This is a genomic window from Winogradskyella ouciana (genome assembly GCF_009709615.1).
In the GTDB taxonomy this organism is placed as follows: Bacteria; Bacteroidota; Bacteroidia; order Flavobacteriales; family Flavobacteriaceae; genus Winogradskyella; species Winogradskyella ouciana.
Genome location: NZ_WJYA01000009.1, coordinates 1 through 13,704, shown reverse-complemented (window position 1 = coordinate 13,704; position 13,704 = coordinate 1). Strand labels below are relative to the sequence as shown.

At 34.7% G+C, this 13,704-nt stretch carries 11 protein-coding genes; 4 read left to right on the top strand and 7 right to left on the bottom strand.

Annotated elements, in window-relative coordinates; genetic code table 11:
- Window positions 1-23: 23 nt before the first annotated feature.
- Complete coding sequence (locus F1003_RS13975) at window positions 24-431, bottom strand: DUF1573 domain-containing protein (protein WP_155090058.1); 408 nt, start codon at window positions 429-431, stop codon at window positions 24-26.
- A 109-nt stretch (window positions 432-540) separates the two neighbouring features.
- Window positions 541-1,599, bottom strand: a complete 1,059-nt coding sequence (locus F1003_RS13970; protein ID WP_155090057.1) for a response regulator transcription factor — start codon at window positions 1,597-1,599, stop codon at window positions 541-543.
- Between the two features lie 108 nt (window positions 1,600-1,707).
- Between F1003_RS13970 and F1003_RS13965 the strand changes: the two genes are divergently transcribed.
- The 3 genes from F1003_RS13965 to lipB are packed head-to-tail and all read left to right on the top strand — an operon-like array spanning window position 1,708 to window position 3,411.
- Entirely contained in the window at window positions 1,708-1,866 is a 159-nt protein-coding gene (locus F1003_RS13965) for a YqaE/Pmp3 family membrane protein (protein ID WP_155090056.1), read from the top strand.
- A gap of 39 nt (window positions 1,867-1,905) precedes the next feature.
- Complete coding sequence (locus tag F1003_RS13960) at window positions 1,906-2,709, top strand: hypothetical protein (RefSeq protein WP_155090055.1); 804 nt, start codon at window positions 1,906-1,908, stop codon at window positions 2,707-2,709.
- 3 nt (window positions 2,710-2,712) lie between these two features.
- The gene (lipB, locus tag F1003_RS13955) at window positions 2,713-3,411 is read left to right on the top strand and encodes a lipoyl(octanoyl) transferase LipB (protein ID WP_155090054.1); all 699 of its coding nucleotides are present in this window, start codon (window positions 2,713-2,715) and stop codon (window positions 3,409-3,411) included.
- 102 nt (window positions 3,412-3,513) lie between these two features.
- Here the strand turns inward: lipB and F1003_RS13950 are convergent, their stop codons facing one another.
- The 5 genes from F1003_RS13950 to rnhB form a co-directional block, all read right to left on the bottom strand.
- The gene (locus tag F1003_RS13950; protein WP_155090053.1) at window positions 3,514-4,158 is read right to left on the bottom strand and encodes a DNA alkylation repair protein; all 645 of its coding nucleotides are present in this window, start codon (window positions 4,156-4,158) and stop codon (window positions 3,514-3,516) included.
- A 135-nt stretch (window positions 4,159-4,293) separates the two neighbouring features.
- Window positions 4,294-5,343, bottom strand: coding sequence for a nucleoid-associated protein (locus F1003_RS13945; RefSeq protein ID WP_155090052.1), 1,050 nt, complete (start codon window positions 5,341-5,343; stop codon window positions 4,294-4,296).
- A 154-nt stretch (window positions 5,344-5,497) separates the two neighbouring features.
- Window positions 5,498-7,063, bottom strand: coding sequence for an OmpA family protein (locus tag F1003_RS13940; RefSeq protein ID WP_155090051.1), 1,566 nt, complete (start codon window positions 7,061-7,063; stop codon window positions 5,498-5,500).
- Between the two features lie 81 nt (window positions 7,064-7,144).
- A complete protein-coding gene (locus tag F1003_RS13935; RefSeq protein WP_155090050.1) occupies window positions 7,145-9,502 on the bottom strand; it encodes a ribonuclease HII in 2,358 nt (785 codons plus the stop codon).
- Between the two features lie 30 nt (window positions 9,503-9,532).
- Complete coding sequence (rnhB, locus tag F1003_RS13930) at window positions 9,533-10,135, bottom strand: ribonuclease HII (protein WP_155090049.1); 603 nt, start codon at window positions 10,133-10,135, stop codon at window positions 9,533-9,535.
- Between the two features lie 214 nt (window positions 10,136-10,349).
- On the opposite strand from rnhB, the gene F1003_RS13925 reads away from it, so the two are divergent.
- Window positions 10,350-13,610: a SusC/RagA family TonB-linked outer membrane protein gene (locus F1003_RS13925; RefSeq protein ID WP_155090048.1), complete on the top strand. Its 3,261-nt coding sequence runs from the start codon at window positions 10,350-10,352 to the stop codon at window positions 13,608-13,610.
- The last annotated feature ends 94 nt before the right edge of the window (window positions 13,611-13,704 follow it).

Below are 13,704 nucleotides of genomic sequence, written 5' to 3'. Positions count from 1 at the left end.
AGTTTTGTTGTTTTGGTTTGAAATTATTTTGAAGCTATAATATTTCCTTTGATTTTAAGGATCTTGTTACCGCCTTCGGCATTAGAAGTAACTGTAACAGTTTTAGTAAATGGACCTAATTTTTTGGTGTCGTACTTAATTTCTAATTCACCTGAATCTCCCGGCATAATAGGAGCTTTAGAATAACTAGGAACTGTACAACCGCAGCTTGTTTTTACTTTGGTTATCAATAATGGTGCATCTCCTTCATTAGTAAATGTAAAGGTTCTTGTACCGTCTGAGTGTTGTTCTATGGTTCCGTAATCGATGACTTCAGTCTTAAATTTAATGACAGCAACTTTTGTATCGTATTTGTCGAATTCTGTTGAAGTTGCATTGAAGAGGCCAATGGCTAAAACTAAAATGATAATGGTGTTGAATGTTCGTTTCATGATTAAAATTTTTTATGATTAATACTGCAACAAACTTCAGTTATAATTTCAAAAAAAATGAAAAATAAAGGTTGGAAATCGGTACTAGTACCTAGGTTGAATTTTTCAACTATTTAATAAACAACGATTTAACATCATCTCTAGATTGCACATTCAATTTCTTATAGATGTTATTGGTGTGTGATTTTACAGTGCTAACACTTAGATAAAGTGCTTCGGCAATGTCTTTATTGGTTTTGTCTTTAAGCAAATGCTCTAAAACAACTTGCTCTTGTTTAGATAATTTAGCTTTTAAGTCTTCGGTTTTCGATTGCTTTTGTTTCCAATTACGATACAATAAAAAAGCATTCAGTAAAAACGAAAGCGCTAGAATAAAATAGAGGTAAATATTCCAATTGGTTGCTACGGCATTTCCACTAGATGAGGCTAGCATATAGCGATCTGCGGCCAATTCATTTCTGTACTGAACCGTATAAGTGGCATTCGGATAGGCGTTCTCGAGCCGTGTCTTTAGATTATCGTAATATGTGTTATTCTGTAAGTCCTCAACATAGTAGCTATGCAAATCACTGCTTCTATCCGATAGATAGGCATAGATAGATAGTTCCGCAATGGGCTCGTTTAAAGCCTCTCCGTAAGATTGTAGTGCTTTAAACCATTTTTTATTGTTGAGTTTGCGATTGGCTTCACTTCGTACAGCGCCATAGGCGAAACGCATATCGTTTTTCAGTGAATCGATTTTTAAAAATGCATTGGCTTTAGGATTACTCGATTCTATTTTGCAAAAGACTTGATTGCCAAATGAAAAAGGAAGATTGAGCGTATCGGTGTTTTTTGCAATAAATAATAGTTCTTCACTATCGCTGCAATGGCCGTTAAAATGATTGAGATCTTGTTGGGTTTCAGAACACTTATCAACATGGATGCGATAAATTCGATTTTCAGCATCTAGCATATTGCCTTTAAATTCGAAGAAGCCTGTTTCATCAGCTGTAGTCTTGGCTATAATCTGCTCGGAATATACACCTGACATTTTACGATAATCCTCAACTATTGAAAGATAGACTGTGTTTTGCCATTCATCAGGATTAATATAACCCGAAAATGAATATTGTGCTTCACAGAATAGCGAAGTCAATAAAAATGCTATTAAGATTCTAAATTGCATAAAACGAATCTACAAAATTTTGTTCAGTAGCGTAATGTGACTTTTAAAACTGTAACAATTTTAACAAAACTGCGTCATATCAGTACATCAAATCATCAAACGAAAATTATGAGTATCTGGCGAGTTATATTGTCTATTATTTGCCCACCTTTAGCCGTATTGGATAAAGGTTGTGGTTCTATTTTTATCACTTTTTTATTATGGCTTTGCGGTTGGGTTCCTGGCGTAATTGCAGCATTGGTAATTCTAAATAATCCTGAGCGATAAATCCGTATCTTTGTACTTTACTAAATCCATAAAGTACACATGAAAAAATTAATTCTATTATTTGCTATTACCTGTTTTTTAACGAGTTGTAATGTTACTGAATCTATAATCTTTAATGAGGACATGAGTGGTAAATATGCTACCACAATGGATTTGGCGCCAATGATGGAATTTGCATCAGAAAATAGGCCTTCTTCTGCGGAAGGACCAAAGATGGAAAAAATGGATACTACTATAGTTTTTAATGACTTTTATGAAGCTCATAAAGATAGCATAGCTACTCTTTCAGAAGAACAAAGAGCTAAATTTGAAACATTAAAGGGAATGGTTCTAGACATGAACATCGATGAGGCCAACAATGTTTTTAACATTAAAATGGGAAAGACTTTTGAGGATTTCAATGAATTGGGAAATGTCTTTGAACAGATGGATGAAACCATGAATTATGTTAAGGCTATAGGGAATAAAGATGGGCAAGCGCCATCGGAACAATTAGATGAGTTGACAAAGACTGATAAAGTAAAATATACATTTGAGAATAATACATTTTCACGTTTTGAGCCTAATTCAATGAATTCTGATGATTCTGAAGAATCTTTAGATGAAATGGAAGAAGAAGGCGAAAAGGATGAATTTTCCGAGCAATTTGAAATGCAGTTTCAAGAGATTTTCTCAGGATCTTATTACACGCTTATTTATAAATTTCCGAGAAAAGTAAAATCGGTGTCAAAAGAAAATGCTGTCATTTCTGAAGATGGTAAAACGGTAACTTATAAAGTTGATTGGGATACGTTAAAAGATGATGATACGGCATTAAATTTAGATGTTGTTTTAGAAGATTAAGATTTGAATAAAACCGTAAAGTTTGAAGATTTAGGCTTAAAGGATTTTAAAGACACTTGGGACTACCAAGAAACCCTTTTTAAAGCCATTTTAGATACAAAAATAAAGAATAGAAGAGAAGATGCAGGTTTAGAGACCGAAAACCATTTTCTTTTTGTGGAGCATCCTCATGTCTATACTTTGGGCAAGAGTGGAGACTTGTCTAATTTACTGCTGTCCGAGGAGCAACTCACAGAAAAGGGAGCAACATTTTACAAAATTAATAGAGGAGGAGATATTACCTATCATGGTCCTGGACAAATTGTAGGCTACCCGATTTTAGATTTAGATAATTTCTTTACCGATATCCACAAATATCTCCGGTTTTTGGAGGAAATGATAATTCTTACCTTAGCAGAATACGGTTTACAAGCCGAGCGCAGTCCTGGCGAAACAGGCGTATGGTTAGATGTTGGCACTCCGTTTGCACGTAAAATCTGTGCCATGGGAGTACGTGCCAGCCGTTGGGTGACCATGCATGGTTTTGCACTGAATGTCAATGCAGATTTAGGTTATTTTGACAATATTATTCCATGCGGCATTAGAGGGAAAGCAGTCACTTCTTTAAATAATGAACTCGGTATGAGCACAATTGATGAAGTAGAGGTAAAGCAGAAGCTTTTAAAGCATTTTAAAACGCTTTTTGAGGCTGAGATCGTCTAAAGTATTTGTATTTGATTACATAAAATCAATTGTGATTGTTCGTGATGAAATTCAGAAGCAATAAATTATAAGTTGTTGTAGAAAAATTTTCTTTAAATGACCTCACTTTTTTAATTTAGCAACCTCTATTGGAATGAATTTCGGAAGATAACTTGGGACACAATTTTTTGCTACCTTTTCATCTTTATAGAGTCCTGTTTCTTCTCCAATTAAAATACATCTATTACGATATTTTTCTTGCCATTTTCCTATTTGACCAGCAGTATAATTCATTGCCCATTGAACCTCAGGTTCTTCTATCATGAGGTTTTTCTCTATTAAATCTAATAGTTCTTCTGTGTTAGATTGATTTGTGTTCCCCATCCATCTTAATCTTGCTAGATAATACCAAAAAACTCTCCGTTGTAATTTAGAAGGACTATTATTCCAGGATTCCATGAGAGAAATTAGCTTTTTGCTTTTAGTTAATTGATTAGCCATCAACCAATCCATCAAATGATTTCGCTCATCAAATTCGTGCTGCTGAATATCATTGTCGAGTTGGTCAATTAATTCTTGATTTAGATGTTTATTATCCATTATTAAAATGGCTAATTGGCGAGACAAAAATTTCTCAGTTTTCCAAAGTTCTATAGCCAAAGTATGGTCTTTATTTATCTCTTTCGCGATTTTTCTCAAGTCTCCCAACTTTGTTGCTTCATTCTCTATTTGATTATAAATATATTGGGCTTTAGACGATAGTTTCATTTAATACTATATTGGTTTAAAATTACACACAATTGTGTCAGTATGGGTTGATGTTAATACTTTGACTAAGTTAAGTATAACTGAATTATATCGATTGATAGTTGAAGATAATTGAAAATTTTTAAAAATTAAAAACTAAGCCTCAGCATTAAAAAAGACCTTATAAAAGTGCATTTTTTTATCGTCGTCATAACCGCGTTCTAGGTATTCGGCAGAGGCATCTGGTGCATCTACATCGAGTTTTATTTGTATATTGGTGTCTAGTTTTATTTCGGTTTTAATCTTTTGTTTTTGCTTTTTTAAAACCCGTTCCGATACATCAAACTGGTTCCTAATGAGGACTTTGTTTTCGGCTTCGTAGCTTTTTTTATAGTCTTCAAAAAGTTGTATTTGGTCTTCTTCATCAAAGACTTCTTCTTTAAAAGTTTCAATATTTACAATTTCATTTTCCTTGAAGAAATCAACCGTGTTAGCTAGGAAATTGCTCTGAGCCTGGCCACCAAAATTAGGCTGCAATACTTCTTTAGAAAACTCTCTACAAAGCTCAATACAGTTCTTAGTGTGTTGGTTGCTGTCGTCTGGGTATTTGATGTTTAGGAAGCTTTTAATCCAATATTGTGTATCGTAGGTGTTGTTGTCTACACAAAAGACAATTTTGCCTTCCATGTCTGAGGTATTGAGAACTAAACAACCTTTATCTACTTTTTTCGCCTGTATGCCTTTTTGCACTAAAATATCATAATTGCCACCTTCTAAATAGGTTTGAAAAAACTCGGTTTTGTTTTCAATTTTATAGATACCGATGGCGTCCGTAAAATAATCTTCATACTGTATGTTTTCAAAATGACAGACAAGCACATCGCCTGTTTTAATTTGAGCTGAATTACTCTGCTCATATAAGTGCGTGAGGATATGTTTAGAAATTTCAACAAAATCAGCTTCGTCCTTAAATAATTGCTCGGAATACGTGTTGATTTCGTTCAAACCAACGTCGCTGTGATGATGAAAACGATAGCTTTCTGCTGCACTCACAAAAGGTTTTAACAGATAGGGTAGCATGAGGTTATAAGTGGCTTCATCAAAATCTACAGTAGTGTCGGAAAATGCATTTTTTGTGTCATTAAATTTATTACCGACTTTATGAATAATACAGTGCTTTATAGATGCTTTTTGGCGTTTAATCATTTTAAAATTCTGATATAATGACAAGGTTACGAAACGCTTGCACAATTAATTAAAATTAGAGTTGCAATGTTACAAAAGGAAGGACATATAACGGAGAAAACGCCAAAATAAATTTGGCGTTTTCAGGACTCGAGGACTTTAGATTTGGTTATCGTTATGTTTTTACAAATTCTACGCGTCTGTTTAGTGCTTTTCCGTCTGTTGTACCATTATCTCCGACAGGTTGTGTTTCGCCTTTGCCATCTGTAGTTAACCGATCAGCAGAGATATTGTAAATGTTTACCAGTGCATCCTTAACTGCAGCAGCCCTAGCTTTGGATAATTTTAGATTGGCATCATCTGGGCCATCAGAATCCGTGTGCCCAATGATATTGAGTTTTATGCTTTCGTCTTGCATCAGCACTTGTGAAATCTGACGTACAATTCCAAGTGACTGAGGTTGAATATTCGCAGAACCAGAATCAAACAAGATTCCGTTAGTTGATATCTTTCCTTCACTTAGTAATTTGCGTCTTAAATCCACACCGCCTTCGGCGACTTTAATGTTTTTAATAAACACTCGTTCTTCACCATCTTTAAGTCCATACAAATGAAACTTTAAATAATTTAGAACATCTAATTCTTCAATAAATCTAGGGATATCAACATATTTTACTTCATTAACCCAAAGGCGATAACGTTTTTTGGTTACTGAGATAGCAATGTGAGGTTGATTTTTGACTTCGTCTCTAATATCTGCAGTCAGTCCAGAATTAATCATTCCGCCCTTACCATTAAAGTGATTGTAAGCATTAATATTAAATGCTGCATACTGACCCAACGGCAGTGTTACTGCAGCATAATGCGTCTTTCCGTTACTAAACGCATTAGTGTCGCTAAGCACGATATGAAGTCTGGCACCAGAAGAGGTTTGGTTGCTTAAGCCAGAGGTTAACACATCAAATTCAATAGTATAGTCTTCTGGGAGCTCATTAATATCAGGAATAACATAAAGACGATACCCAGCTTTGAGCTCAAACCAATTGCCTTCAACTTTATTAAGTTTTACAATTGCACCAGAGCCATTGGTGTTCCATTTACTAGGAAGGTCACCAACAAAATCTTGGGAAAAATCGTCAAAGAATAAAATTTTGTCACCTGGTACAAAATCATATTTGCTATAAACTTCTAAACCATCTGAAACATTGGATGGTTCTTCTTCTGTATCGTCATTAGAATGGCCATTATTGGCATCGTTATCTGATTCTTCATCTCCATCATCATTATCATCGTCTGAGGTTGTGGTATCGTCATCCTCTTGCGTTTCGCGTTCGCGCTGTCCTAACAGTAATTCCTTGGCTGTCTTTATGCTGTACTGTAAGGCTTTTTTTGCACGATTGACTTGTAAGGTAGCCTTGCCTTGTTTTAAGACTCCTACACCATCCAAATCGTTAATAATATCTGGTGCACTTTCGCTCAGCGAAGACATTTCTGCGAGCGCTTCTTCAAGCACATCTATATCGTCGTCTTCCAAAGGTGTGCCTGACGCTGCGTAGCCATCGTATTTATAAACTTTGTCGTATAAATCAAACGATTCCTGTACAAAACTATCAACACTTGCTACGCCTACACGGCTTTTTGGACGCTTTATTTTTTTAGTTTGTGCATCAAGGTTGGGAGAAAGAAAAACGGTCAGACAAATGGTGATTAAAAACTGTTTAAAAAATGCTGGATGTTTCATTTTAAGTAATTGATTAATAGCTCTCTAAAAATAAGAATAACTATTGATACTAAAAAATGAAATGTGTATTTGGCTATGTATTTAGTGTAGTTTGTAAACTATTATAGTTTTATCATCGGCTTGTGTAATGAGCTCTAGACCTTTGTCTTGGTCTAACTTTTGTAGCTCAGCTAAAGAAGTGCCAAAAACAGGAAAGTTAGGAATAGACTTCGCTTGGCTATCAAACAAATATACTTTTTTAGATTGTAGGTCTGTTGTGGTCACATAGATTTTATCGTTGAGATAAAAGATTCTAGGTGCTGTGTAATTGCCATAATCTAAGTCTACAGTTCTTGACTTTATATTTAGCTTGTTTTCGGTCATTGAGACCAAGGTTTTGCTTGTGGTTTCCAAATGATGGTTGTTGGTTAAGTTGAGGTTTTTTGTGCTCAACTTTCCTCTCGTATCTACTTGTACTAAATGCCCTAAGGTGTTTGTTGTAGTAAATTTATTTTTATAGAGATACACCTCATTGTCAGAAAAACGGATCTTATCCTTTACGTTGATACGCACGTTGCCTTGACGATTTAATATTTTCAATGTTTCGCCTGCTGCAAACGCAATGTAGTCTTTACTGCCTATTCTAAAATGCTTGGGCTGAGTAGTAATTTCAGAACCATTGTTTCCGTAGTTAAATCCATTTACGGATTTGCCTTTAGCGTCGTACATCAAAAGGTTTTTGCCTTGGGTGATTAGCAATCTATAGTTTTTCCGTTTATCATAATCAAAAACTGAAAGTGGTTGTGTAATTTCATCATTGAACCTATGCGGAAATGGCGAGACATCATTACCGTTTCTGTCCAACACATACAAACGGTTAGGAGTAACAAATGCAAGTTGTAATCTTCCGTTTTTGTACATGTCTATTTGTTCTATCTTTCCGAGGATTTTTCCTTGTAATTGTTTTTGCCAGAGAACGTTACCTGTGCTTGAGATAAGGTATAGCACATTGTTAACGTCTTGCACTGCTATATCATGAGCTTTGGTTGCGTGATTTTTAACGGTTTGAGGTGTGGAAATAATAGGATCGTCAAGAGTCACGGAAAATGCTTCCGTTACTGAGTTTGAAGACCGTCTTTTTTTGAATTCTTTAATTACACCGTTAACATGGGCATAGCCATCTTCAAAAATAAATTGAACCGCATTGGCATTATAACCTTTAATGGTTTTGCCAAAGATTTTTGATAAGCCTTCAGAATTTTTAAAAATAAAAAGCGAAGCTTCATCACTAAGGTTGTCGCTAATACTTTCAAAAGCATCAGTGTTCACTAAAGTATTATTGTTGAGTGCATCAGTAATAATTGATTTTAAGGTCTCAGTGGAATTTGAAAAGATGATGAATTCATCATAAATTGAAAAATAACGAGCATTTTCAAACGTAATAAAAGGCTGTAATCGATCTTGAAAAAAATCAGAATCCCCAAACTCATAAATATCAATATCTCTAAAGGTTTCAATATTTGACTTTACTTCTATGGTTTCTAAAACTAAATCTGTATCTAAAGAGTGCAAGATAATTGCATTATCAATTTGAGCAATTTCATTGGTGAAGTTTAAGAATGTCTGCATACTATCAATTTCCACTTTGCGCAACTGGTGAATGTTTTTGTTGAAAACTGTAAAATCATCATACGAAATACTTATTAATGATTCCGTATTTGATGGCGCAATGTTTATAGATTGGGTTTTTTGCGGAATTGTATTTTTAAAGCAATCGATTTTAATTTCAATAGAATCACTTGATGTGGTAATACCATTGTATTGAAGACTTTTGTCTGAATAGTTTAAGTCTAAAACAGAATAATTGGTGCTCTCATCTTCTTTAGAAAATAGAAGTCTAGAATAATTTGAAGAGTTGGATTTAAAAACCAGAGATGCAATTGACTCGCTATCTGAAGTTTCTATAAGGGTTGTTAGGTCATTATTATCTTGATTATAATTGAGGTTTTTTAAAATTTCCAGATTATTTGAAGCGGCAAAAACATTGCTTAAGCTTTTATGATAGAAAACCGTAGAATCTATTTGGGTTTTATTGACTTTTAAATCATTGAGGTTTTTAGAAATATGATTTGGTATAGAATCTACTATAAATAGAGTAGAATCATTCTCTGTAAGAATGAGGTAATCTGAGTTATTTTCGCCCAAAAAAGCGATATAAATCTGCCTTGTTGTATTGAGGTTTTCTAAAACAGAGGATCCATTTGTTAACTCCTTAATATATATACTAGATAAAATGTTATGATTTTTTATGCTTTTAACAAAGTCATTTAATTCGTTAACTGCAAAAACGGAATTGGTTTCAGGCGGTAAGAATTTATAAGGTGATTTAATTTTGTCATAGTCTTTCTGACAAGATATTACCACAGAGAACAAAACCAATAAAAAACAAAATCGCTTCATTAAGATGTATATATCTGCAAATATAAAAAGTTATATGTCCAAACGATATTGCTCTGGTAATAATCTAAAGGATTTTCTGTGGTATTTTGTGATACCGTATTTTTCAATGGCTGCTCTGTGCTCTTTGGTAGGGTAGCCTTTGTTTTGTTTCCAGTTATACATTGGGAATTCTTCATGGATTTGTTCCATATATGCATCTCTATAGGTTTTTGCCAAGATAGATGCAGCAGCAATATTAAGAAACTTACTATCTCCTTTTATAATGGTTTTATGTGGGATAGATTTGTAAGGTTTAAACTTATTACCATCTACAACTATATAATTAGGATTAATTTTTAGTTGAGAAATAGAGCCGTGCATAGCCTTAATGGAAGCATTTAAAATATTGATACTATCAATTTCGGTTCCGGAAATATGCTGAACGGCGAATGATAGGGCTTCAGTTTCAATAATGGGTCTTAGTAGTTTTCTGTTTTTTTCTGAAAGTTGTTTAGAATCGTTTAATATGGTGTTCTTAAATTTTGAAGGTAATATAACTGCAGCAGCTGTAACAGGGCCAGCCAGGCAGCCTCTGCCAGCCTCATCGGTACCGCATTCTAATTCAAAAGATGAAAACTGAATTTTTAAAGTCAAAATGTTAAAGTTTAGACAAAGTTAAAATTTTAACGCAACCCTTTTACAGTTTTTGCATCTACCTAGTGAGTTATATGTTATAAACATTGAATTTTTGTTTGCAAGTTTTTGTTTGCGTATTGATAATTACCTTAACATTTTTTTGGCAAAAACACTTGTTTATTTAATATTTAATTAAGATGTTTGCAACTAGACTAACTCAAATAATTGTTTTATGAAATTAAAGTTAACATGGTTATTAACGCTTTTCATGGCGTTCGTGATGCAATTTTCTTTTGCACAAGAGAAAACTGTCACAGGTACAGTTACAACAGCAGACGATGGTTTACCCCTTCCAGGTGCTAGTGTAATTGTAAAAGGTACCTCAAGAGGTGCGCAAACAGACTTTGATGGAAAATATTCCATCGGTGTCAATACAGGAGATGTATTAGAAATTTCTTATGTAGGTATGAAGACTGCCGAAGTTACAATTGGCGCTAGTAATACTTACGATGTAGCATTAGAACTAGACAACGCTTTAGAAGAAGTTGTTGTTATTGGTTATGGTACTACAACTAAAAAAGCTTATGCTGGTACAGCGAAAGTGGTAAACAATGAAGATATAGAGACGAAAAACTTCTCTAACGTATCTCAGTCACTTGCTGGTGAGGCAGCTGGTGTAACAGTAATCAATACTTCTGGGCAACCAGGTACGACTTCTACAGTACGTATTAGAGGTTTCGGTTCCATTAATGGTAACAGAGCACCACTATATGTAATCGATGGTGTACCTTATACTGGTAGTTTGAATGCGATTAACCCAGCGGATATTAAATCTACTACCATCCTTAAGGATGCAACTGCAACAGCTATCTACGGTTCTCGTGGTGCAAATGGTGTTGTATTGATCACAACAAAAGGAGGTAGTTCAACAGAATCTTATGTTGAGCTAGACGTTAGAACTGGTGTTAACGCACAGTTGATTCCTCGTTACGATGTAATAACTTCACCTGAAGAATCTATTGCATTTGTATGGGAAGGACTTTTAGGTAGAGGTCAGGTAACTGGTGTTGCAGATCCTGTAGCCTTCGCAAACAACACGTTGTTTACGCCTGGTATGATTGATCCTGCATACAATATGTGGAATGTTGCTGATGGTGGTGAATTAATTGATCCGGTAACGCGTGCGGTAAGAGATGGTGTTACAAGACGTTATACTCCATTGCGTTATGAGGATGCAGCTTTTGATGCAGCCTACAGAACAGAGGCCAACTTAAGAATGGCTGGTGGTAATGCTGACTCTAGATATTTTGTGTCTTTTGGTTTCCTTGATGATGATGGTTATGCAAAGAATACAGGATTTAAGAGATATACGACAAGAATAAACGTTAACTCTAACGTAAAAGAGTGGTTGACACTTGGAGCTAATATAGGTTATGCTTATTCTCAAACACAGAATAATGGACAAACAGCAGGATCTGAAAACGTATTTGAATTTGCAGATAAAATGCAGCCGTTTTTCCCAGTATTTTTAAGAGATCAAAACTATCAATTGGTGCCAGATCCTATTTTCGGTGGGTTCCAGTATGATTATGGTTCAGCATCTGTAGGGCCAAGTAGTCCAAACCCAACAATACCAACTAGATCAAGAACCAACGCCAACTTATTAAACCCTATTGGTACAGCAACTTTAGATTTTGTTGGTACTGATAGACACGAAATGAACGGTAGTTTTACTGGTAAGATCAAGTTTACTGATGATTTGACTTTCGAAACTACATTTGGTGCACAGTATTCTAATAGTATTTTCAAATCTGTTGGTAACCCATTCTATGGAACAGCAAGAAATGATGGTGGTAATATTACGCAAACAAATACAGAAAGATTGACACTTAACTTCTTACAGTTATTACGTTACCGTAGAGATTTTGGAAACCACTCTTTAGAGGCTTTAGTGGCACACGAGGGGAACAAGTTTGAAACTAATTTCCATTCTACTTTCAAGACTACAGTGGTGAATCCTGATATCGACGAATTAAATCAATATATTGTTCAGCCAGGTCCTTCTACAGGAGGTAGATCTGCAAGAACTTTGGAATCTTACTTCGGTCAGGTTAATTACGATTTTGACGATACATATTACTTAACGTTATCTGCTCGTCGTGATGGATCATCTAAGTTTGCTTTCAACAAATGGGAAACTTTCTATTCTGTTGGTGGTGCTTGGATTATTTCAAACGAAGATTTTATGTCCGATAGCTTTATTAACTTCTTAAAGTTAAAAGCATCTTATGGTAAGACAGGTGATGAAGCAGGTGTAGGTTTCTATACAGGTATCGATACATTTAGTATTACCAATAATGGTTCTGGTGGATTTGCTTTCCCAGCTAACACTTTTGAGAACCCTGATTTAACTTGGGAGACAGCTATACAATATCAAGCTGGTCTTGAGTTTAGTCTTGGGACTTGGTTAGATGGCTCTATTGATTACTTTATCAAGGATACTGAAAACCTATTCTTTACAAGAACCAATACGATTTCTACTGGTGTAGCAACTTTAACTATTAATGAAGGTGTACTTAGAAATAACGGTTTGGAATTTGATTTCACAGGACATGTTATAAACACTGATGACTTTAAATTAGACCTAAGTGTTAATGGTGCTTTGATAGATAACGAAATCAAGGAAATGTATATCAGTCCACAAACAGGTGAGCAAGAGGTGCTTGATACTAGAAATGCACCTTATGGATATTCAGTTGGTAGTTCTATTTTTGATTTTTATATCAGAGAATGGGCAGGTGTTGATCCATCAGATGGTGCACCAATGTGGTACCAGTACTATGATGATCAAAATAACAACGGTGTTTTAGATTCAGGAGAAGAGTTAAATATTGGATTAACACAATATCTTGCTACAACAACAACAGACCCTAATATACAGCGTACAATTACTAAGACGTATTCAAATGCAACTGAAAAGTATGTAGGTAAGTCTGGTATTCCAGATGTGTCAGGAGCATTCCGTTTATCTGCAAAGTATAAAAACTGGAACTTATCTACACAATTTACTTATCAAATTGGAGGTTATGCTTTAGATAACCAATATGGTGAGTTAATGAGTGACCGTTTTGGTGCTGGTGGTAATAATTATCACTCTGATATTAGAGCAAGATGGCAACAGCCAGGTGATATTACTAATGTTCCTAGACTATCGGATAATGCTGTAGTGAACGGTACATCAACTTCAACAAGATTTTTAACTAAAACTGATTTCTTGGCCTTAAATAATATTTTAGTAGGTTATACTTTACCTTCTAAATTCTTAGACAAGACAGGTTTAGATTTAGTAAACATATATGTCTCTGGTGACAACTTGTGGTTAACAAGTGCTAGAGAAGGTTTCAACCCTAGAACAAGTGAGAGTGGTAATACTGGTCGTAGATTATACGCGCCGTTGAGTACTTTTACTTTGGGTGTGAAATTGAAATTTTAACTTAAAAAAAAGCGATAATGAAAAAAAATGTAATTAAATTAATGATGGTCTCGGGACTACTTCTAACATTCTTAGGGTGTTCTGATGACTTTGT